Raw genomic sequence first — 22468 nt, forward strand, 5'->3', positions numbered from 1 at the left:
CCCCTAGCTGGCCCTCCGGCTGTGGATCGCTGATGCGACCTCGGACCGACGGGGCACACGGGTGCGTGCCCATGATCGCGACGACTTCGTCGAGGGGGTCATAGCGGCCCGGTCGTCGGCCCTGGCCTGGATGCGGTCGGCCTCGGAGCACACCAGGCCGCTCCTCCCGACGCTCAGCGCAGGAAGCGCCGGACAGCCGCAGCAATGCTCTTCCCGTCGAGACCGTGAGCCCTGTCGTGGTCCTCCGGCGTCCCGTAGGCGTGGAGTTCGGCATCCCGGCCGACACCGAGTTCGAGCAGTCGGTGCGGAACATGCACCAGCGTCCGGTTGACGTGGTGCGTGGAAGTACCCACGAGGTAGGGCTCGACGAGGACGACGTCGGGGTGGTCGGCGGCCAGGACCGCGGTGCGCAGGGAGACCTCGTCGAAGGGACGTACGGTCGAGGCGTAGAGCACCGTGACGTCGAGTTCGGCCGTGGCGCGCAGTACGGCGTCGAGTGTCGGGCCCACGGTCAGGACGGTGCCCTTCCTGCCCTGTCGGAGGACCTGAAACCCTCCGGTCGGGTGGGCGTCCGCGTTCGCTCGGGCGGAGAGGCGGACGTAGACCCGCTCATCGGTACGCAGGGCGTCCAGCAGGAGTCGCTGTGCCTCGTCCGGATGACCGGGGACATGGATCGTCCAGCCCGGAAGGGTCCCGAAGAGGGCGACGTCCTCGGGGGCGAAGTGGGTGCGGCCTTGCTCGGTGATGTCGTAGGACGCTCCGTACCCGACCAGGACCACCGCCGCGCCCTGGTGGCCGAGGAGCTTGATCTGCTCGTACGGGCGTTGGGTGAGAAAGGAGGCGATGGTGTGCACGACGGGCCGCAGACCGGTCAGTGCTATCCCGCAGGCCGTACCGATCATGAGCTGTTCCCGGATGCCGACGTTCACGACGCGGTCGGGGTGCCGGGCGGCGGCGGCACCGAACTCGGGAGTGGATATGTCGGCCAGGACGACCGCCACACGGGGATCGGCGTCCATGGCCTGGGACACGGTGTCGGTGAAGGCGAACAGCATGTCCGGATAGAAGCGCCGGCCCGCTGCGTCGAGTTCGTCGAGCGAAGTGATCATGCCTGCTTCCCTTCAGCGGTGTTGGACGCGATCCTGGCGACGACGGCCAGCGGCCGGTTCGGGTGCGCGGCTGTCAGCGCGCCGCGCAGCGCCGTGTGATCGCAGCCGTCGACGGTCAGCGCCTCCCACCCCTCGACGGCGAAACGCCGGTCGATACCGCCGGGCCAGCCGTGTGTGGCGGTCGAGTTGTCGATGACCACCGCGGTGAGCTGCTCCAGTCCAAGCCGTCCTGCGAGGGCTATGGCCTCGTGGTTGCTGCCTTCGTCGAGTTCACCGTCGCCGACCAGGACGACCACACGCGGTTGCCGACGCTCTTGCGCGCGCAGCCCCAGCACGGTCCCCACGCCGAGCGGCAGGCCGTGTCCGAGGGAGCCGGCCGACATCTCCACGCCGGGCACGAGCACACGGTCGGGTTCATGACCGAGGGGAGAGTCGAAGCGGGCCCATCCGTCCAGCAGTTCGGGTTCGATGAAGCCCTTGGCGGCGAGGACCGAGTAGTACGCCATCGGACCGTGCCCTTTGGAGAGCAGGAACCTGTCCCGGTCGGGACTATCCGCCGTGTCTGGAGACACGTTCAGCACTTGGTCGTACAAGACCCACAGGACGTCGAGGGTGGAGGAGGACGACGACTCGTGCCGCTCGTCCCCGGTCAGCCGCCCGACCAGAGCGGGCAGGTCGTCATATCCCAGTGCTTCGGAAGCTTTCATGAGCCGGATCCTGCACCGAAGCAGCGCACGACAAAACATCTCCTAGCGAGGTCATGACGCATCTGATCAAACCTTGAATAATTTTAGGGAGCCCTGACCATCATCCTTCTTCCTGCTGGAAGAAAGCCCTTGCGGCGAGCGTATCTTGCTGACAGAGGAGCGAATCGATGGAGGGCCAAGTGCAAGACTCAGACGTTATTCCGGTACACCTCATCGCGGGTCCCACCGGTACCGGGAAAAGCCAGGCAGCCACGAACCTGGCCTTACGTACGGGCTCGACCATCGTCGTGGCGGACCGCCTCCAGTGCTACGCCGAGATAGCCACCACGAGCACCCGCACCGGAGCGGACACCCCGGGAACACACCGCGTCTGGCTCTGTGAACGCACGGTCGCCGACGGCGACTACTCAGCGGAAGAGGCCGTGGACAATCTGGTCGAACAGCTCACCCTCGCGGCTTCGCCGGGCGCCCCGGTCATCGTGGAAGGCGGCTCGATCTCACTCCTGATCCTTCTCGCGGCACACCTCGACCGCCTTCCCTGGGCAGTCACGCCCACGCTGCTGACCCGCCCTTCCGCGCCCGGCCAGTACGTGAAGAACCTGGCGGCGAGAGCTGCCGCAATGCTGCGCCCCACCCCACCGCAGCCGGGCCTGTTGCAGGAACTGGCCCACCTTTGGCGCGATCCCGTAAACCGCTGGTTCGCGGCCTCGGTCAATGGTTTCGAGGCGGCGCTCGAATGGTGTGCCAAATACTCACTCGATCCGCAGGACCCTGCAGCCGAGGCCATACCGAATAGCCTCCTGGATGAACTTTCCACCATGATCGCCGAACGGCACATGGAACACGGAACCTGCCAAGAGAAAATATTTCGCGATTTGTTCTCGGAGTGGAAATCCGATGCTTTCACGGTGCGTTCAGCATGACAGTGACTGATTCCCTCATCACCCGATTCGACGGCATCCTCGACTCGGACCCGGCCGTCCTCGCCGAAGTCGCGGCCGACTTCGGCCACCTCGTCTCGCATGCTCCTCTCGGAGTTCTGCGGCCACGCTCGGCGGCAGACATCGAAGACCTGCTGGCCTTCGCCGGCCCGTCGCGGATGCCGGTGTCCGTGCGCGGGGGCGGGCATTCTCTCTACGGTCAGGGGCAGGCATCCGCAGGGGTCGTCATCGACATGAGATCCCTGAGCTCCGTCGTGTCTGTGGGACACGACCGCGTTGTGGTCGAGGCCGGAGCGCTGTGGCAGGACGTGCTGGCAGCCACCCTGGCTCACGGTCTGACGCCACCCGTCCTCACCGACTACCTCGGAGCCAGCGTGGGTGGAGTGCTCTGCGCGGGCGGCATCGGCGGGGCCAGTCGCCGCCACGGCCTCGTGGCCGATTCCGTCTTGGAACTCGATGTCGTCACCGCCACGGGGGAACACGTCACGTGCTCCCCGGGGCAGACGATCGCCTCTTCCGGTCCGTCCTGGCCGGACTGGGGCAGTACGGCGTCATCACGCGGGCCACTCTGCGACTGGTTCCGGCCCCCGACCAGGTGCGGCGCTACCGCCTCTACTAGGCCGACCTCACCGGCTACCTTGCGGACCACCGCCGCCTCGCCATGGCAGGCCACCTCCTGTACCTCGAAGGACAGGCGCGTCCCCTCGGCGGTCCGGGCTGGCAGTACATGATCGAAGCCGTGGCACCGCACAGTGAAACGGGACCACCTGACGACAGGACGCAGATCGGCGGCCTCTCGCACGACCGGGACACCCAGGAGACAGCCGACCTGGCCTACTTGGAGTTCGCCCGTCGCGTCGCACGGGAAGAGGAAATCCTCCGCCTCACCGGCGAATGGTCGCGTCCCCATCCCTGGCTCAATCTGCTGTTACCCGAATCCTCCGCCGCTGCCATCGTGAGCGACACCCTCGCCGACGAAGATCTCCGGGATCTGCGCACCAGAGGTCTGGTCCTGTTGTACCCCATCCCGTCCCGCCGTTTGCGCGCCCCTCTGCTGCGTCGGCCACCAGGTCAACTTTCCTATCTGTTCTCCCTCTTGCGCACCGCGCCGGCCGACAGTCCGGAGGTGGCGGAGCGCATGGTGGCTGCCAACCGCTCTGTCTATGAACGCGCCTGCGCCCAGGGTGCGGTGGCCTATCCGATCAACGCGTTGCCCATGAGCCGCGAGGACTGGCGAGCTCACTACGGGTCGGCCTGGCGATCGATGGAAGAGGCGAAGCGCCTCTACGATCCCCACGCCATCCTGGCCCAGGGGCACGGACTGTGGCCGTGAACAGCGTTACCGTCTTCCGCGGCGCCTCGGCCGGACGCGACATCACACACCTGCGCATCGCGGCCGAGTTGGGACGGGCCATTGCGGGCGCCGGGCTCCGTCTCGTCTACGGCGGGGCCGCCATCGGCCTGATGGGCGCGGTCGCGGATGCCGCGCTGCACGCCGGGGGCATCGTCATCGGTGTCCTGCCCGCCGGACTGGTGCCGCGCGAGATCGCCCATCGAGGACTCACCGAACTCCGCATCGTTGCGGACATGCACCAGCGCAAAGCCCTCATGTCCGAACTGGGCGACGCCTTCGTCGCTCTTCCCGGAGGGCTCGGAACGGCGGAGGAGCTGTTCGAGGCTCTGACCTGGTCGCAGCTCGGGATCCACCACAAACCATGTGTCCTGCTCGACCACAACGGCTAGTACCAACCGCTCCTGGCCTTCCTCCGGCATGCCGTGGCCGAGGACTTCATCAGCCCCACGGACATCGAGCGCATCGTCGTCTGCCGTCGCCCTGCCGATGTGGTCGACCAACTCACGGCCGGCCTCGGAAGCGGCGGGCTCGCATGGTGAGGTGTGGCGGCTTCAGGCCGGCGTTCACAAGCGGTGCCGCTGTGACTCCAACCCCCGCCGACAGCTTCTGCCAGGCGTGCTTCGGGCCGTGTGCCCGGGCCTGGTGCAGCCGATCATGACCTGTCCCCTCCGGTCCTGGGGCGGACTGGCGGGTCCGGTCAAGGGGCGCCCGGCCGTTTCCGCCGGTTGCGGCGGCGCGAGCCGCAACACGCGGTTCGGCGTCGGCGATCAGGGCCGCGATCTGGATGTTCCGCAGGTCCTGTCCCCGGCCGTGGTGTAGCCGATCATGCCCCGTCGCCTCTGCCCCTGGGTTCGGCAGGCGCCTCCCGTCATGGGGTGCCCGGCAGTTGTCGCCGGTCGCGGCGGCGTGGGCTCCAACGGGCCGTGAGGCAACGGCGATCAGGGTCGTGACCTGGGTGTTCTGCATGCTTGATCGGCCACACCACGTGGCGGGCACGTGGCAGGACACCACCGTGCTTCGGTACCTTCGCGGCCAGGATATCCGCGTGGAAACTTCCTGCGCCTGTAGTGGCCCCCACCACCGCACCGGCTCCAGAACACCCTTCAGTACGCGGCGCCCCTGCAAGGGGACGACCCGGCGGTCCCGCCGTCGAGGAAGTAGGGCGTCAGGTAGTGGCGTTCCCTCGGCGCCCCGCGCACACAATCGCGCCCGATCTCTTGACCACCTGACATGTGAGCGTTAACACTCTCTCTCGCGCCACCGACGCATTGCTGTAACCGCCCCGCAATCGCCGCGCCGCTTGGTGTTGCGTGACAGCCTTACCCGTTCCCCGGATCCTCCCGCCCCCGATTCAGTCGCCCCGACGGAGCGTAGATGTGATCGTTAACATTCCCGCCGCGACCCGCCCCCCGGCGGCCGATCGAGGTCACCCCTCGGCCGAGCCCCCCACGCCCACGGACGGCGAGCGCCACCGCCGTCGGAGCCGGATCCGTACCGCGGTCGAGGCGTACGTGCTGCTGGCTCCGAGCCTGATCGGGTTCGTTCTCTTCCTGCTCGTCCCCATCGTCGGCGTCGTCGTGATCAGTCTCTTCGACTGGAACCTGATGGGCTCCCCGCATTTCGTCGGGCTGGCCAACTACCGCGAGATGGCGGGCGACAGCGAGGTGTGGCGGGCGGTGCGCAACACCGTCTACTACGTCGTGCTGAACATCCCGGCACAGACCGTGCTGGCGCTGCTGCTGACCCTCGCGATGAACCGGAGGATGCGCGGCGGCAAGGTGCTGCGGGTGCTGTTCGTCCTGCCGTGGATGGCCATGCCGGTGGCCCTGGGCATCGTCTGGAACTGGGCGTTCGACCCGCAGAACGGCGTGGTCAACCAGTTCCTGTCGCTGTTCGGCGTCGACGGCCCGGCCTGGCTGTCGTCGACCGCCTGGGCGATGCCGGTGCTGGCCTCGGTGAACATCTGGCAGTACACCGGCTACACCATGCTCTTCCTGCTGGCCGGCCTGCAGGCGATCCCGGAGTCGCTGTACGAGGCGGCCGACCTGGACGGAGCGGGTCCCGTGACGCGGTTCTTCCGGATCACGCTGCCGCTGCTACGCCCGTCGATGTTCTTCGTGCTGGTCACCAACACCATCGGGTCGTTCCAGATGTTCGACACCGTCTACGTGATGACCCAGGGCGGCCCCGGCGGCTCGACGGACACCATGAACTTCCACATCTACCAGCAGGCGTTCCAGCTCTTCCGCACCGGCTACGCCTCGGCGCTCGCGATGCTCCTGTTCGCCCTGATCCTGCTGGTGACGGCGGTCCAGGTCGTGTACTTCCGCAAGCGCACCGTCTACGACTTCAGCTGAGGGCGGCCATCACCATGTCTTCGTCTCCCATACCCGCCGCCGTCCGCAGGGCACCGCTGTACGCTGTCCTGCTCGTCGGAGCGCTGCTGTCCGTCGGCCCGTACCTGCTGACGCTGAACGCCGCGTTCAAACGGCCCTCGGACCTGCTGTCGACCGACGCCTGGGCCCCGGCGCACCCCGCCACGTTCGCGAACTTCGCGGACGTGTGGAACCAGTACGGGATGTCGTCCTTCCTGCTGCACACGCTCGGCGTGGCGGTCATCGTCACCGCCGGACAGGTCGTATTCAGCGCGATGGCGGCGTACGCGCTGGCCCGCCTGGAGTTCCCGGGCCGGGACTGGCTGTTCTGGGGTTACATCGCCACGATGATGGTGCCGCAGATGATCACCCTGGTGCCGCTGTTCCTGATGATGCGCGACCTGGGCCTGGTCGACACCTACGCGGGTCTCGTCCTGCCCACCCTCCTCGGCACCCCGTACGGCGTCTTCCTGGTGCGCCAGCACTTCATGACCATCCCCAGGGACCTGGAGGCCGCCGCCCGCATCGACGGGGCGACCACCTGGGGCATCCTCGTGCGCATCATGCTGCCGCTGAGCCGCCCGATCCTGGCCACGCTCGCCACCATCACCTTCATCAACACCTGGAACAACCTGATCTGGCCGCTGATCATCACCAACAGCGACCGCACCCGGGTGATCACCGTGGGCATCGCCGCCCTCCAGGGTCAGCACGCCTCCGACCTGCCGCACATCGTGCTCGCCGGAGCCGCGATCGCGCTGCTGCCGCTGATCGTCATCTTCCTGCTCTTCCAGCGGCACATCGTCCGCTCCATCGCCCTCACCGGCCTGAAGTGAGCCCCGGGCAACCGTCCGACGGTGCTCACACCGCCGAGATGTTAACGCTCACATAATCAGTCCGCCGGAGCGGTGCTCCCCGCTCCCCCAGACACCCCCGCTCCCCCACACACGCCCGCACCACCGCACCCGAAGGGACACCCCGAACCATGTCCGCATCCACCAGAAGAATCCTGGCCGGCGCCGCCACCGGCGCCCTCCTGCTCGGCCTCACCACCGCCTGCGGCTCCTCCGACTCATCCTCCTCCAACGGCACCGTCACCCTCCGGTACGCCATCTGGGACGCGGTCCAGAAGCCCGCCCTGCAGAAGTCGATCGCCGCGTTCGAGAAGCAGCACCCGAACATCAAGGTCAAGATCGAACTGAACGCCTGGGCCCAGTACTGGAGCAAGCTGCAGACCCAGATCGCCGGCCGCACCGCCCCGGACGTCTTCTGGGACCACGTGGCGTACTTCCCCCAGTTCGCCCAGCAGGGCGTCCTCACCGACCTCACCCCGTACATCAAGGCCGACAAGCTGGACACCTCGGTCTACGACTCCAAGCTGCTGTCCGGCTGGCAGCAGAACGGCAAACAGTACGGCCTGCCGAAGGACTGGGACACCATCGCGCAGGTCTACAACAAGACGATGCTCAAGACGGCCGGGCTGACCCAGGAGCAGCTGAGCGGCCTGTCGTGGAACACCACCGACGGCGGCACCTTCGTCAAGGCGCTCCAGAAGCTGACCATCGACAAGAACGGCAAGCACCCGAACGAGACCGGCTTCGACAGCGAGCACGTCAAGCAGTACGGCCTCGCGCTGTCCTCGCCCAACGGCCAGACCGACTGGTGGAACGCGGCGACGCAGAACGGCTGCAAGCTCCAAGACAAGGCGTGGGGCAAGTGGACGATCAACCAGCCGTCCTGTGTGCAGGCGATCCAGTTCGTACGGGACCTGCGGCTGAAATACCACGTGGCCGTCCCCGCCTCCGTCACCAACACCCCCAACGGTGCCGCGCTTCCGGCGGTCATGGCCCGCAAGCAGGCGGCCGTGGTGTGGGACGGCAGCTGGGACCTCAACGCCTACCAGTCCTCGATGAAGGGCAACTTCGGCGTCGCCGAACTGCCCGCCGGACCGGTCGGCAAGGGCACGGTGTACAACGGCCTCAGCAACGCCCTGTACGCCGGCAGCAGCCACCCCAAGGAGGCGTGGCAGCTGGTGAAGTGGCTCGGGTCCGAGGAGTCCCAGAAGATCATCGTCGCCACGGGATCGGTGTGGCCGGGCATCCCCACCCTCAACAAGGACTTCGTGACCGTCTGGCAGAAGCAGGGCGTGGACGTCAGCGCCTTCTCCAAGGAGGCCGGGGACACCACCATCGGCTACCCGCTGACCACGTCCTCGGCGACGTACAACGTCAAGGTGCAGGACGCCTTCAACCAGGTCTGGCTGGGTCAGCAGTCCGCGCAGAAGGCGGCGGACTCCGTGAACGAGGAGTCGAACGCGGCGGTCAAGTAGCGGCCGCCGACGGGTAGCCTTCGTCACGACCAGCCACGAGGAGTCCACCGACATGCAGGAAGCAACCCCGGCCCGCCGCGACGAGGAGCGGCACCGGGACGGCGCGGACCGGCACCGGTCGGTCAGCATCCTCGACGTCGCCAAGGCGGCCGGGGTCTCCCACCAGACCGTCTCCCGTGTCGTCAACGACAGTCCGAGGGTGCGGAAGGACACCCGGGAGCGCGTGCTGCAGGCCATCGAGGAACTGGGCTACAAGCCCAACCGGCTGGCCCGGGCGCTGGGCGGCGGCACGGTGCGCTCGGTGACCGTGCTCACCTCGGACACCACCCTGCACGGGGCCTCCCTGGCGCTGCGAGGCATCGAGGAGGCGGCGCGCGCGGCGGAGTTCGCCGTGGCGGTCAGCGTCCTGGACGAGAACTCCCCCCTGACCCCGGGCGACGTGGCCGGCCGGCTCGCCCGCCCGGGGGAGCCGGTGCTGGTCATCGCCTTCAACGCACCGGGCGAACGGGCATGGCGGGCGCTGCCCGCCGACTTTCCCGCGGCCGCGGTGGTGGAACGGCCGCAGGAGGGGCACACCGGTGGGCGGCGGCCCGAGGCGTGGCTCGACGACCGGGCCGCGGCGGCACAGGCCACCAGGTATCTGCTCAGCCTCGGTCACCGCACCGTCCACTACATGTCCATCCCGTCCTCCACGGCCCGCGTCGGCCAGCGCGCGGAGGGCTGGCGCGAAGCGCTCGGGCACGCCGGCCGCCCGGCCCCCGACCCCGTCGAAGGCGGCTGGAGCCCGCGATCCGGGTATCTGGCCGCTCGCGCCCTGGTCGCCGATCCGCAGGTCACCGCCGTGCTGTGCGGCAACGACGACCTCGCGCTCGGGGTGCTCCGGGCGGCCCGGGAGGCGGGCCGGCACGTGCCGGGCGACCTGAGCGTCGTCGGCTTCGACGACGCGCCGTACGCGGCGTTCACCCATCCCGCCCTGACCACCGTGCGGCTGGACTTCGAAGGTCTGGGCCGCGGCGCCTTCGGCTTACTGCACCGGCTGCTCGACCCGGAGAACGCCCCGGCTCCGCCGCTGTGGGCGGAACCCGAGCTGATCGTCCGCGAGAGCACCGGCCCGGCGCCCGACCGAGCCGTCTGACCCACCGTCCAGCAGACCCTGTCGTACCGCTCCGTCCGCGGGGGATGTGAGCGCTCACATTCTGGCCTTACGATCCGTCTCCACGAGCCGTCCTCCCGCAACGCGGCGGGAGGGGAAAGCCAGGTTTCCCATGTCTCCAGACACTCGCGCCCCGGGCGCCGCACCACCCGGACGTACCAGAGCGACGCTCACCAGGGCGCTGCTGGCCGCCACCGCTCTGCTCGGCGCGACCCTCGCCGTACCGCAGACCGCCGCGGCGGCCACCCAGACCTACACCGTCGACCTCGGCACGACCACCGGTGCCGTCCTGCGCGGTTCGAACGGGGCGCTCTACGGGCAGAGCGACGACGGCGTCCCCGGTGACAACCTGCTCGCGCCGCTGAAGCTCACCACCGGCTCCCAGAAGCCCCCGGGCGGCGCCCAGCACCCCAACGGCGACATCCTGGACGTGGCCCCCTCGTTCTTCCGCAACGGCGGCGGGACGATGTACACGAACATCCAGGACGAGTACTCGGACTGGCCATACCAGAACAACGGCATCGACGACTACCTCACCAAGGTCGACACCGCCGTGAACGCGGTGAAGGCGACCTCGTACGCGGCCGACGTGGTCTTCGTCCCGTTCAACGAGCCCGACGGCAACTGGTACACCGGCCTTGGCAGTTCGAACTCCACCACCTACGCGTCGGCGCTCAGCAGCTTCGAGTCCGACTGGAGCACGGTCTACGAGCGCATCAAGAGCGACTACCCCGACGCCAGGATAGGCGGGCCCAACACCGCCAACTGGAACAGCAAGTTCTTCGGCGACTTCCTGACCTACGCCAAGGCCAACGACCAACTCCCGGACGTCTTCACCTGGCACGAGCTGAACCCCGGCTCGCTCGCCAACTACCGCGGCCACTACACCGCTTACCGCGCCCTGGAGACCGCCCGCTCCATCAGCCCCATCACGGTCAACATCGACGAGTACGGCAACCGGCGTGACATGTCGGTCCCCGGCCAGCTGGTGCAGTGGGCCGCGATGTTCGAGGACACCAAGGTCTACGCGCAGCAGCCGTACTGGGACATCGCCGGCAACATGGACGGCAACACCGTCCAGACCAACATCCCCAACGGCTCGTGGTGGTTCTGGCACTGGTACGCCGGAATGACCGGGCAGACCGTGCAGACGACCCCGCCGCAGGCCAACGTCCAGGACACGCTGCAGGGCATGGCGTCGCTGGACACCTCCCGCAAGCAGGCCCAGGTGATCGTCGGCGGTTCGGCCACCGACAGCAACGTGGTGATCAACAACATCCCGAGCGCCACCTTCGGCAGCAAGGTCGAGGTCACCGTGCAGGCCCTGGACTGGAGCGGCTACGAGGGCGCCTCCGCGCCCCCGCGGACCATCTCCCGCACCGCGTACACGCCCTCCAGCGGCTCCATCACCGTGCCGCTGACCGGACTGAACGCCATGTCCGCGTACCGCATCACGGTCACCCCGAACGGCGGCGGCACCGCCACCGCGCCCAGCGTCCCGTCGTACTCCTCCTACGAGGCCGAGAACGCCGCCATCACCGACGGCACCGTCGTCACCCAGGCCACCGGCGCCAGCTACTCCACCGCCCAGAAGTACGCCACCTCCGGCACCAAGGACGTCGGCTACCTGACCGCGAGCGACAGCAAGGTCGTATTCACCGTCAACGCCCCGACCACGGGCACGTACAACCTGCGCATCTTCTACGGCAACCAGAACGGCTCGCCGTCCCAGCAGGCCCTGCGGATCGACGACGCCAACCCCCAGTTCGTCACCTACCCCTCGACGCTGAACTGGCAGTACCGCTCCACCGTCACCGTCCCGGTCACCCTGAGCGTCGGCAGCCACACCGTCTCGCTCGCGGTCACGGACCCGACGCTGGGCACCTCCCAGGGCCAGGTCACCCTCGACAAGATCGACCTCACCGCCGTACCGAGCACCCCGGAGACGGCGTACGAGGCGACGTTCGCCGACATCAGCGGCAGCCCGTCGTACTCGTACAGCGATGTCGGCGAGACCGGCACCGGACGGCTCGTCATGACCTCCGGGGACAAGGCCACCTTCGACGCCTACGCCCCCGCCGACGGCTACTACACGGTCAAGACCGACTACGCCTCGGCGGGCGGCAGCACGGCCCTCGCGTTGAACGGCGCGACGGTGGCGACCTACGGCTCCTCCGGCGGCTCGGCCACCACCTCCAGCACGAAGCTGTACCTGTCGGCCGGCATCAACCGGATCGCCGTCAGCCCGAACAGCGGCACCACTCTGACCTTGAGCGACCTCAAGGTGGCCGGGGCAGGCGACACCACCGGCGTGACCAAGTACGAGGCCGAGAGCGCCACCCTGGCGGGCGCGGCCAAGGTCCAGTCCGACACCTGGGCCTCCGGCGGCAAGAACGCCGGCTACATCGGCAACAGCAGCTCCAACACGCTCACCTTCGGCAGCGTGAGCGCGTCCACGGCCGGCCTGTACACGGTCGTCATCCACTACGCCAACAACGACAGGGCCGGCTCGGGCAACTACAACACCAACGTCGAGTCCCGCACCGCGCAGCTGTCGGTGAACGGCGGTACCTCCAGCACGCTGACGTTCCGCAACACCTACAGCTGGCACGACTACTGGTCCCTGCCGACGACCGTCAGCCTCAGCGCCGGCACGAACACCCTGAAGTTCTCCAACGCGTCCTCCTGGGCACCGAACATCGACTACATCGAGGTCGCCCCCGTCAACGGCTGACACAGCCGACGCGGCGGGGACGGCTCCCCGTCCCCGCCGCCCCCCCTCAGCACCGAAAGGCCGCCATGCCGAGCATCGCCCATGACCCCGAGCACCGGCTGTGGGTCCTGTCCGGACCCGGCTCCAGCTACGTGATCCACCTCGACGACGACCACCGGCTGCGCGGCCTGCACTGGGGACCCGCCCTCACCCTCGAACAAGCCGTCTCCCTGCTCAACCGTCCGGCGCCCGGCCGCCGGTCCTTCGAGGACCCGGCGGACGCCACCCTCGATCTCGACCCCGCCGGCGCCATGCGCTACGCCCACGCGGGCGTCCAGGTCCGCTTCCCCGACGGTGTACGCGACCTCGAACTCCGCTTCGCCGGCTCCGCCGAAGAGGACGGGGAACTGGTACTGCGGTTCGCCGACCACCACTACCCGCTCGCCGTGGACGCCCACTACCGTCTGCGGCCCTTCACCGACGTGATCGAGCGGCACCTCGTGCTCCGCCACACCGGCACCGCTGCCGACGGCCCGGTCACCGTCATACGCGCCGACTCCGCCACCTGGGTCCTGCCCCGGCTCGGCGAGTACCGGCTCAGCCAGGTGCGCGGCCAGTGGTCGGCCGAGACCCAGCTGAACCGGACGCCGCTGCCGTACGGGGAGCTGCAGCTCACCAGCCGCCGCGGCACCACCGGCCACCAGGCCAACCCGTGGGCCATGATCGACGACGGACGTACGGACGAGGACCACGGTGCCGTGTGGTCGTGCGCGCTGGCCTGGAGCGGCAGTTGGCGGCTGACCGCCCAGCGGCAGCCCACCGACCGGGTCACGCTGTCGGCGGGCTTCGGCCACGACCCGGTCACCTGGGAACTGACGCCCGGTGAGGGGCTGACGACCCCGGTCTGCGCGGGCGCCTACACGGAGGGCGGTTTCGGCGCCGCGTCCCGCCTGTGGCACCGGCACGTCCTCGACCACGTCCTGCCCTACCCGGACGACCTGCGACCGGTGCTCTACAACTCCTGGGAGGCGACGGAGTTCGCCATCGACGTCACCGGGCAGATCGCGCTGGCGGAGAAGGCCGCGGCGCTCGGCGTCGAACTGTTCGTCATGGACGACGGCTGGTTCGGCTCCCGTACGCACGACGCCGCCGGACTCGGCGACTGGACCCCCAACCCCGCCCGCTTCCCCGACGGCCTCGCACCGCTGGTCGACCGGGTGCACGAGCTGGGCATGGGGTTCGGCCTGTGGGTCGAGCCCGAGATGGTCAACCCGGACAGCGACCTCTACCGCGCCCACCCCGACTGGGTACTCCACCACCCGCACCGCCGCCGCACCGAGCACCGCAATCAGCTGGTGCTCAACCTCGCCCGACCCGACGTCGCCGACTGGCTGCACGAAACGCTCGACGAGCTGGTGACGAAGAACGCGATCGACTGCCTCAAGTGGGACATGAACCGGCCCTTCACCGAGGCCGGCTGGCCGGACGCGGAAGCCGACCCGGACCGGCTGTGGATCGACCACGTACGCAACCTGTACGCCGTCCTCGACCGGTTGCGCGCCGACCACCCCGGTCTGCGCATCGAGGCGTGCAGCAGCGGCGGCGGCCGCCTCGACCTGGGCATCCTCGCCCGCACCGACCAGGTGTGGACCTCGGACAACACCGACGCCCTGGACCGCGTCGAGATCCAGCACGGCTTCTCCCAGCTGTACCCGGCCCGCGTCATGGGCGCCTGGGTCACCGACAGCCCCAACCCCTACACGGGCCGCAGCGCGCCGCTGGACTTCCGCTTCCACACCGCCATGACCGGCGTCCTCGGCATCGGCGGCGACCTGAACCGCTGGAGCGAAGGGGAACTCGCCCGGGCCGCCGAGCTGGTGGCCGCCTACAAGCGCGTACGGCACCTGGTGCAGCTCGGCGCGCAGTACCGGCTGCGCCCCCACGGCGACGGCGAGCTGACCGCCGTGCAGTTCCTGGCGCCCGACGGCAAGGAGTGCGCCGTGATCGCTCTGCGCCGCTCACGGCACTTCGGCCACCGCGACCGCGACCTCCCGCTGCGCGCACTCGATCCCGCGGCCCGCTACCGCGACACCGCCACCGGAGCCGTGCACCACGGAGCCGTCCTGCTCAGCCACGGCCTGCCCCTGGACCTGGCGGCCGACGACTGCGCGTCGGCGCTCGTCCATCTGATCCGGGAGGAGAGCTGATGGCCGACGCCCCCGCCCAGCGACCCCTTTACATTTCTCTTAATGTCCACACATGACCCGTTCATCCGCGGGGGCCAGTGTGCTTGTCTCACGAGACCTGAGGGAGGAGACGGGCCATGCGGCTCCACCGATCCGGATGGTGTGCCGTGCTCGCCCTCTGCCTGACGGGCTGCGGTACGGCGGCCGGCGGTACTCGGGTCGAGGGGCGGGCACCGACGGGGATTCCCTGGTCGGGGCCGGTGTACGTGGAGGACTGGCGGTCCCAGCCCCGCAGCAGGCCGGACATGATGGACCTCACGGAGGTGACCACCCTGGACCGGCTGAAGTGGCGGGACTGGGGCAGGCCCCGGGCGACCGCCACCGGCGTGGTGATCGACCTGGCCTGTCTCTCCGGCTGCGAGAAGGGCGAACCCGGCACCTACCGGGTCCGGGTCGTGCTGGACGGCCTGTCCAAGCGCCAGTACGCGGCCTACTACGGCCACGCCTCCGTCACCGCCCTGGCATCATCGGCGCCCTGGTGGGCGGAAGACGTCGGCAGCGTCCGACTGCACGTGCCCAAGGCGTGACGATCCGGCCCGAGGGCCGCCCCGAGGGGAGCGCATGTACGAAGTTCTGCTGGTCGAGGACGACGAGATGATCCGGGAGGCGACCCGGCTCACCCTGGAGGAGCGCGGTTACCTGGTCCGTACCGCCGCCGACGGTGTGGACGGACTCGCCCTGTTCCGTGAGCGCGCCCCGGACGTGGCCGTGCTGGACATCATGCTGCCCGGACTGAACGGGGTGAGCCTGGCCGGGCGCATCCGCGAGGAGTCGCGGGTGCCGGTGCTGCTGATCTCGGCCCGCAACGACCCGGTGGACGTGGTGATGGGACTGGAGGCGGGCGCGGACGACTACGTCACCAAACCCTTCGACGGCCCGGTGCTGGTGGCCCGCGTCCGTTCCCTGCTGCGACGCGCCGCCCCCGCCGAGAGCAGGCCGGAGAACGCCCCGCTGCGGTTCGGGGACCTGGTCTTCGATCCGGTGTCGCTGGAGGTGTGCCGGGACGGGAAGCCCCTCTGCCTGACCACGACCGAGCTGAAACTGCTGCGGGAGTTCGCCGCCTGCCCCGGCACGGTGCTCACCCGGGACCTGCTGCTGGAGCGGGTCTGGGACTATTCGTGGTCCGGTGACACCCGGGTGGTGGACGCGCACGTGCAGCGGCTGCGCGTCAAGATCGGGCGGGAGCGGATCGAGACGGTGCGCGGCTTCGGCTACAAGCTGCGCTGCGAGGGCTGAGGCCGTGCCGCCCTGGATGTACGGGCTCCGCGGCCGGGTGCCCTCGTGAAGATCCCCCGACCGGGCGCCGTCGCGAGCGTCGTACACCTGCTCGTCGCCCGGCCCGTGCGCCTCGTCCGTACCCTCCGTCGCGGTCATTCGAAGGGCCGGCGCGGCCCGGCCGTGAACGTCGGCACCAAGATCGCCCTGGCCGTCGCCGCCGCGGCCGTCTGCGTCGCGAGCGCGATCGGCGTCCTGGTGCACTCGGTCACCGCCGCCGACCAGCTGGCCACAGCCCGCTCCGACCTGGACCGGCGGCTGATGAGCGCCGCCTACGACTACTCCGTCGGCCGCACGTCCGCGGCCCGCGTCGACCCGCCGGACCTGCCCGCGGCGATGGAACGCGATGTGCGCCGGGGGCTCCGTGTGACCTACCTCCAGGACGACGGGGCGCGTCCGAGGCTGTGGGCGGCGACCCGCGTCTCGGACCGGAACGTGCTCGCCCTGTCGCGCTCGTACGCCCCCGAGGTCCGCTCCCTGGCCGCGCTGGACCGGGCCCTGGCCGCCGTCGGCGGCGCCGCGACCGTGGTGGTGTCCCTGGCCGGACTGCTGCTCGGGGTCCGGATGGGCCGCCGGGCCACGGCCGCGGCCCGCACCGCGGAACGCATCGCCGACGGTGATCTCGATGCCCGGGTCGCCCCCGACGGCCGGGACGAGATCGCCCGGCTCGCGGCCGCCGTCAACGCCATGGCGGACGCGCTGGGCGCGCGGCTGGAGGCCGAGCGCCGGGTGACCGCGGACATCGCCCACGAGCTGCGCACCCCGGTGGCGGGCATGGCGACGGCGGTGGGCCTGCTGCCGCCGAGCCGCGCGACGGACCTGGTGAAGGGGTCCGTGAGCAAGCTGCGCGCTCTGGTCGAGGACGTGCTGGAGGTGGCCCGCATGGACGCGCGGGCGGTGACCCCGGAGACCGAGCGGCGCCAGGTGAGCGCGATGGCCCGGCGGGCGGTGGCCGCGCTGGAGGGCGTGGAGGTCCGGGTCGGCGAGGACACGGTCGTCACGACCGACCCGCGCCGCGTCGAGCGCGTCCTCGCGAACCTGGCCGCCAACGCCCTGCGGCACGGCGCCCCACCGGTGCTGCTGAAGGTCGAGGGCCCCGTCGTCCGCGTCCGCGACCACGGCCCGGGCTTCCCTCCCGACCTGCTGGCGGTCCTGCGCACCTCCGGCCCGCAGCGCTTCCGTACGACCGCCCCCGGCACCGGCACCGGCACCGGCCTGGGCCTGACGATCGCGGTGGGCCAGGCCCGTCTCCTGAGCGCCGACCTCGTCTTCCACAACCGCCCGGAGGGCGGAGCGGAGGCGGTACTGCGGCTCCCCGACGAGTCGGGGACGAACCGTCCCGCCGACCACTGACCGACCTGTTGCGGCGGCGTCCGCCTGAGATGCCGGACGGGCCGGGACGGCCGGGCACCCGGCCGCGCCAGGTGCGGGGTTCCCTGCGGAGTCCGACACTTCTCCCGCGGGCCCCGCACACGACGCCCCCGTCGAGGGCTCATGCGGCCGCGGGCGTCTTCCGGCGCGCGCCGGCGGGGGCGGGACTCGTGGTGGTCGCCGTGGTGGGGCGCAGGCTCTTCAGGGCAACCGTGGCCGCGGCGGTGACGAGGACGCCGGCGGTGACGGCGAGGGCGAAGAGCAGCGGCTTGCCGACCTGGCCGATGGCGAGGAGGCCGCCGTAGGGGACGGTGATCGTCGTGCCGAAGACCATGACCAGGGCGCCGGAGACCGCTCCGCCGGCCAGGCCCGCCGGGATCACGCGCAGGGGGGTCGGCCACGGCGAAGGGGATGGCGCCCTCGGGTATGAAGGCCGCGCCGAACAGCCAGGCCGCCTTGCCGTAGTCCCGTTCGGCCTCGGTGAAGAGCCGGCGGCGTACCAGGGTGGCGAGGGTCATGGCGAGCGGAGGGACCGTGCCGGCCGCCACCACGGCGGCCATCATGGTCATGTTGGCCGGGCTGAACTTGGCCGGGTCGTCACCGCTGACGCCCACCGTTCCGAAGGCGACGGCCGTCTTGCTAATCGCGCCCCCGAGGTCGGAGCAGACCATCAGGCCGAGGATCACACCGACCAGGACGGTGTTGTGGAACTCCAGCCAGACCAGTTCCTGGTGCAGCCACGCGGTCAGGTCGCCCAGCTGCGCCCCGACGAACGCGATGATCACGGCCGCGGTGACCAGGGCCGCCAGCAGGGGGACCAGCACGGTCGAGGCGAGGCCGCGCAGTGCCGGCGGGACCGGAATCCGCTGGAGCGCCAGGGTCGCCGCACCGGCGATCAGACCGGCGGACAGACCGGCGAGAACGCCGCCCTGGACGCCCATGGCGGCCATGCCGCCCAGGAGGCCGGGGATCAGCGCCGGCCTGCCGGCCATGCCGTAAGCCAGGTAGCCGGCCACGGCCACGGGAAGGAAGCCCAGTCCGCTGGCGCCGATCTTGAGCAGCAGCGCGGCCCAGGTGAGCGGCTGGTTCCAGTCGGCGACGCCCAGGACCTCGTTCGCCGTGTCGGTGATGCCCGGGCCGCCGATGGCGAGGGCGAGCAGGCTCATCGCGCCCGCGATCGCGACGAAGGGGCCGAACCAGGGAACGCTCGCCGCCGTCCAGCGGCCGATCCCGGCTCCGGCGTGGTGCGGTTCGTGTGGGTCGTCCTGCTTGATGCGGGCGGGCGGGTTGGGGACGCGGTTGCGGGAGGTGCGGGGGTGCTTCATGTGGACTCCGGGTGTGCGGCGCCGCCCGCTGGGCGGCTGGGGCGGCACGTCGTGCCTTCGGTCGTCGGGGGGGCTCCGGGCGGGTGCCGGCTGCCCGGGGAGGCAGCCGGCACCGCTGTGCTCCGGAGGTGTGCGCCGGGCTGGTGCCAGGCGGTCACCTGGTGAGGACGCTGACTCCCAGGTTGTTGACGATGGCGTATTCGCTCACGCCGACCATGTGCGGCACCGAACAACTGCAGGCGCCGCTGCTCGTGTAGATGAGGCCCGAATGCCCGCCGACGATCCAGGCCGCCGAGTCCGTGTCGTCGGTGGTGTAGATGGGGGCGCCGGAGTCACCGCCCTGGGTGAGCTTCCCGTTGTTGTAGGTCGGGTAGGTCCCGCCCCGGTCGTAGAGGAATCCCTGGCCGTTCTTGATGCAGTCGATACCGCCCGAGTAGCAGATGGAGTAGCTGGTGTTGGAGATCGGGTGTCCGCAGTGGTTGAACGACACGGAGCCGCTCACGCACACCTTCCTGCTGACAGAGGGACTCTCTGTTCCGTGGACGAAGTGCGTGGCCCCGCTCGAAGCGAGACCGCCGGTGAAGATGAAGCTGTCGTAGCCCGCCGACGTCAGGGTGTTCTGGATCAGCTCGGTGTCGATGTCCCGGTTGCGCCGGGTGACCTGTCCGACCCAGTTGCCCCAGCCGTTGTTCTGCCCGCGGCTGTACACGTGCGTGTTGAGGCCGTAGCAGTGGCCCGCGGTCGTCATGTAGAGGTGGCCGGTGGCCTTCTGCTTGACGGCGAACCCGGCCGTGCAGCTGGCGGCGCCGGAGCCCTCGGACCCGATCAGCGCGTCTCCGCCCCAGAACGGCTGGGCGTCTCCGAACCGCGTCCGCTGGGATTCGAGGCGCGCCTGCCGCACTTCGAGGGCGCCCGGGTACTTCTCGGCCAGCGCCCGTGTGACGGACGCCGGAGCGTCCGTGTTGATGATCACCTTGTCGGTCGTGGCGTCGTAGGTGGTGGCCAGGCCGTACTTGTCCGCGTCGCTGTTCCAGTCGCGCGCCGTCGCCGTCTTCTGGATCCGGTCCAGCTGGCTCTGGCTGAACCTGCTGGTCCGGACGACGGTGTGCGCGTCCGCCGGAAGCTGCGCCTCGACCTTGGCCTTCTCGCCGGCCGAGGCGCCGGCGGGCAGGCGCAGGACCGCGCCGGTGTCCGCGATGCCGAGCACGGAGTGCTGTGCCTGGATCTTGCCGAGCTGGGTCCAGTCGTGCTGGCTGAGCTCCGTCGACGCCGACGCCTGGGTCGCGGAAGAGCCCGCCCACGCCGGAGTGGACACCGTCAGGGTCGCCCTAGCCACGGCGAGGGTTCCGACGAGCGCCAACGCGAGGCGTTTGGACCGCCTTGCTGATCTCATTGCCCATCCTTCTGCTTGAGGGGAGGTAGCAGGGCTTGGTGGCAGGCCCGGCGGACCGGGTGTCCGCCCGACCAGCGCCCCGCGGTGCCTCATCGAACGGCGTGAATGTCCGATCGGTGTTACAGCCGCCCGGCGACCGGCACACAGCGCACCGGAGGCCGATCCGCCGGTCGCCGCCTCGCACCCCGTCCGGAGAGTTGCTCGGCCCGGTTTGTGCGACGGCCCGGTTACGGGCGGGCGAACGAAATCCGCAGATGCTGGTCAGGCAATTGATCGGCCCGGGGCACGGGTAGCCGCTCAACTTCCCGGCGGTAAGTCTCGGTGTCTGACGTCGACCGCACTCTGCCGGCGTCCGACCAGGAGAACGTCCACGAATTGGCTCAAGCGCTTGTGGGTTGAGACTTCGAACACCTCCCCCAACGGCACGGGAGCCTCGCGCGTTGCGCGCATCGATCCCGTCACTCGATGATGGCGTCCCATCGAGGACACCGTTGGCGAATTCGGTGATCGTCTATTGAGGCCGGAGGCGGCGGAAGCGTGATGTCCTGGTCTTGGCGAGGGGGGTTTCGGTGAGCCAGGCGTCGGTGCGGAGGAGGTTCAGGGCGGCGGCGGTCAGCACGTGCTGGAAGCGCGTCTTGTCCACGCCGCGATAGCGGCTCCTTCGTAGCCCACAGAGTCGAAGCCCTTGCCCGAAGGCTGCTTCGACTCCGGCTCGTGCCGCGTATCGCTGCTTCCAGGTGTCTGTCTGCTGGTCCCGGCGGGCGCGTCGGATGGCCTCGTGTTCCTCGCGTGGGCCGAGGGTGACCTTGCGTTCTCCGGTCTTGGAGCCGGTGCACTGGCTGCGGACCGGGCAGGGAAGGCAGTACTTCGGCGAGAAGAACACGTCCGACTCAGGGTGCCCGTATCGGCCGAGATGCGGTTTCCAGCGGACGCTGCGGTGTCCTTGGGGGCAGGTCGCCTGCTGGTTGTCCCAGTCGATGGCGAAGCTGTCGACGTCGAAGCCCTGGCCGGCGCGGCCCTGCCAGGTGACGTCCTCGCGGATCGGGCCGATCAGTTCGACGCCGTGAGCGGCTTGGCTGTTGGCCAGCAGCGCGGCACTGACATAGCCACGGTCAACCAGGTGCTCGCCGGCCAGCAGGCCGTGGGTGTCGAGATCGGAGTGGATCTCCTCGGTGACCTCCACGTCGGTGACGGTGGCCACCGTCGTAGTCACGTGGGTGATCAGGTGCGGGACATCGCTGTCGCAGACCTCGGTTAAGTGGATCTTGTAGCCGCTCCATTCGCAGCCGCGCTTGATGCTGTAGCGGGCGTCGGGATCGTAGGGAGATTCGAGCCGTTCGTGCGAGGGCGGCATCTCCTTCGGCGTGCGCGCCCGCAGCCTCCCGCCGTCCATGACGTATTGCTGGTCCCAACAGCTCTGCAGACCCCTCACCTGCGGCAGCTCTCGGAGCCAGGGCGCAGAGCCAGGACCGTGAACAGCATCGAGCAGGAGCACGCCGTCCTGACCGGTCTGCTCGAAGTAGGCGGTGCGCTCCTGCTCTGCGCGCGGCAGGCGGTAGTTCTCGATCCGGCGCCCGTAGCGGTCGAACCAGTCCACGGGCACCGTAGCGGCCAGCCACTCGGGTGCCACGGTGGCCAAGGCGTTCAGCGCGGCCCGCAGATGCTCCGCCGTCAGCTCGAGACGGTTCAGCCGGCGCACGGCCGCCAGGACGTGGGTGGAGTCGGTGCGCTGTTGGCCGGGGCGTTTGAGCAAGCCCGCCTTGCGCATCCGGTCAAGGAGCAGGTCCAGCAGGCGTTCCGGATCCCGGCCCTTGATATTGCGGTCGCGGAATTCGCTGAGCAGCGAGTGATCAAACCCGGCGTCCGTCAACTCGAGGCCCAGGAGAAACTTCCAGTCGATGCGGGCGCGGACGGCGGCTGCGGCCTGGCGGTCGGACAGCCCCTCGGTGAACTGCAGGATGGACACCAGGGCCAACTGGGCAGGCGACCAGCCGGGCTTCCCACGCACCGGATACAGACCCGCGAAGTCCTCGTCCCTGAACACCGGCCCCAGCACCTCACGGAGCCGCATGCACAAACAGCCCTTGGGAAAGGCCAGATACGCCACTTCAGCAGTCTGCGCAGGCACCTCACCCGGATCACGAGGAGGCAGCGACATCTCCGTCACCTCACGGTTG

Annotated in this window: 18 protein-coding genes and 2 pseudogenes; 14 read left to right on the plus strand and 6 right to left on the minus strand. The window is 69.7% G+C overall.

Going from position 1 to position 22468, the window contains the following annotated elements; genetic code table 11:
* Positions 1-173 precede the first annotated feature (173 nt).
* Together MQP27_RS20560 and MQP27_RS20565 are read right to left on the minus strand one after the other, a co-directional pair.
* Positions 174-1055 (minus strand): transketolase family protein, encoded by an 882-nt coding sequence (locus MQP27_RS20560; protein ID WP_242767139.1) that lies wholly within the window; start codon positions 1053-1055, stop codon positions 174-176.
* 50 nt (positions 1056-1105) lie between these two features.
* Positions 1106-1816: a thiamine pyrophosphate-binding protein gene (locus MQP27_RS20565; RefSeq protein ID WP_242766754.1), complete on the minus strand. Its 711-nt coding sequence runs from the start codon at positions 1814-1816 to the stop codon at positions 1106-1108.
* Positions 1817-1983: 167 nt separating this feature from the next.
* On the opposite strand from MQP27_RS20565, the gene MQP27_RS20570 reads away from it, so the two are divergent.
* The 14 genes and pseudogenes from MQP27_RS20570 (at position 1984) to MQP27_RS20625 (ending at position 17555) form a co-directional block, all read left to right on the plus strand.
* Complete coding sequence (locus MQP27_RS20570) at positions 1984-2739, plus strand: isopentenyl transferase family protein (protein ID WP_242766755.1); 756 nt, start codon at positions 1984-1986, stop codon at positions 2737-2739.
* Positions 2736-3191: pseudogene (locus tag MQP27_RS51680) on the plus strand (FAD-binding protein); the annotation flags it as partial. The gene MQP27_RS20570 and the pseudogene MQP27_RS51680, both read left to right, overlap by 4 nt.
* Before the next feature lie 53 nt (positions 3192-3244).
* Positions 3245-3376: a hypothetical protein gene (locus MQP27_RS51010; RefSeq protein WP_278196331.1), complete on the plus strand. Its 132-nt coding sequence runs from the start codon at positions 3245-3247 to the stop codon at positions 3374-3376.
* 42 nt (positions 3377-3418) lie between these two features.
* Positions 3419-4090 carry a hypothetical protein gene (locus MQP27_RS20575; RefSeq protein ID WP_242766756.1) on the plus strand — a complete coding sequence of 224 codons (672 nt, stop codon included), beginning with the start codon at positions 3419-3421 and terminating at the stop codon, positions 4088-4090.
* Positions 4087-4500, plus strand: coding sequence for an LOG family protein (locus MQP27_RS51415; RefSeq protein ID WP_308289960.1), 414 nt, complete (start codon positions 4087-4089; stop codon positions 4498-4500). The genes MQP27_RS20575 and MQP27_RS51415 overlap by 4 nt, the downstream gene beginning before the upstream one ends.
* Before the next feature lie 987 nt (positions 4501-5487).
* On the plus strand, positions 5488-6468 hold the full coding sequence (locus MQP27_RS20585; protein ID WP_242766757.1) for a carbohydrate ABC transporter permease: 981 nt from the start codon (positions 5488-5490) through the stop codon (positions 6466-6468).
* 14 nt (positions 6469-6482) lie between these two features.
* The gene (locus MQP27_RS20590; RefSeq protein ID WP_242766758.1) at positions 6483-7322 is read left to right on the plus strand and encodes a carbohydrate ABC transporter permease; all 840 of its coding nucleotides are present in this window, start codon (positions 6483-6485) and stop codon (positions 7320-7322) included.
* Positions 7323-7471: 149 nt separating this feature from the next.
* Entirely contained in the window at positions 7472-8815 is a 1344-nt protein-coding gene (locus MQP27_RS20595) for an ABC transporter substrate-binding protein (RefSeq protein WP_242766759.1), read from the plus strand.
* A 52-nt stretch (positions 8816-8867) separates the two neighbouring features.
* Entirely contained in the window at positions 8868-9950 is a 1083-nt protein-coding gene (locus MQP27_RS20600) for a LacI family DNA-binding transcriptional regulator (protein WP_242766760.1), read from the plus strand.
* A gap of 130 nt (positions 9951-10080) precedes the next feature.
* Positions 10081-12702 (plus strand): carbohydrate-binding protein, encoded by a 2622-nt coding sequence (locus MQP27_RS20605; RefSeq protein ID WP_242766761.1) that lies wholly within the window; start codon positions 10081-10083, stop codon positions 12700-12702.
* Positions 12703-12767: 65 nt separating this feature from the next.
* Positions 12768-14888: an alpha-galactosidase gene (locus MQP27_RS20610; RefSeq protein ID WP_242766762.1), complete on the plus strand. Its 2121-nt coding sequence runs from the start codon at positions 12768-12770 to the stop codon at positions 14886-14888.
* Between the two features lie 116 nt (positions 14889-15004).
* Positions 15005-15454, plus strand: a complete 450-nt coding sequence (locus MQP27_RS20615) for a hypothetical protein (protein ID WP_242766763.1) — start codon at positions 15005-15007, stop codon at positions 15452-15454.
* A 34-nt stretch (positions 15455-15488) separates the two neighbouring features.
* Positions 15489-16163 carry a two-component system response regulator CseB gene (gene cseB, locus MQP27_RS20620; RefSeq protein ID WP_242766764.1) on the plus strand — a complete coding sequence of 225 codons (675 nt, stop codon included), beginning with the start codon at positions 15489-15491 and terminating at the stop codon, positions 16161-16163.
* 45 nt (positions 16164-16208) lie between these two features.
* Complete coding sequence (locus tag MQP27_RS20625; RefSeq protein WP_308289961.1) at positions 16209-17555, plus strand: ATP-binding protein; 1347 nt, start codon at positions 16209-16211, stop codon at positions 17553-17555.
* Between the two features lie 139 nt (positions 17556-17694).
* On the opposite strand, the gene MQP27_RS20630 is transcribed toward MQP27_RS20625, so the two are convergent.
* The 4 genes and pseudogenes from MQP27_RS20630 to MQP27_RS20645 all read right to left on the minus strand — a co-directional run bounded on the left by MQP27_RS20630 (position 17695) and on the right by MQP27_RS20645 (position 22449).
* On the minus strand, positions 17695-17955 hold the full coding sequence (locus MQP27_RS20630; protein ID WP_242766765.1) for a hypothetical protein: 261 nt from the start codon (positions 17953-17955) through the stop codon (positions 17695-17697).
* 67 nt (positions 17956-18022) lie between these two features.
* Positions 18023-18898 (minus strand): annotated as a pseudogene (locus tag MQP27_RS51685) (PTS transporter subunit EIIC); the annotation flags it as partial.
* Positions 18899-19052: 154 nt separating this feature from the next.
* On the minus strand, positions 19053-20291 hold the full coding sequence (locus MQP27_RS20640; RefSeq protein WP_242766767.1) for a chymotrypsin family serine protease: 1239 nt from the start codon (positions 20289-20291) through the stop codon (positions 19053-19055).
* A gap of 511 nt (positions 20292-20802) precedes the next feature.
* A complete protein-coding gene (locus tag MQP27_RS20645) occupies positions 20803-22449 on the minus strand; it encodes an IS1182 family transposase (protein WP_242766768.1) in 1647 nt (548 codons plus the stop codon).
* Positions 22450-22468: the final 19 nt, after the last annotated feature.

The sequence above is a fragment of the Streptomyces cylindrosporus genome, from assembly GCF_022698165.1.
GTDB lineage: Bacteria > Actinomycetota > Actinomycetes > Streptomycetales > Streptomycetaceae > Streptomyces > Streptomyces cylindrosporus.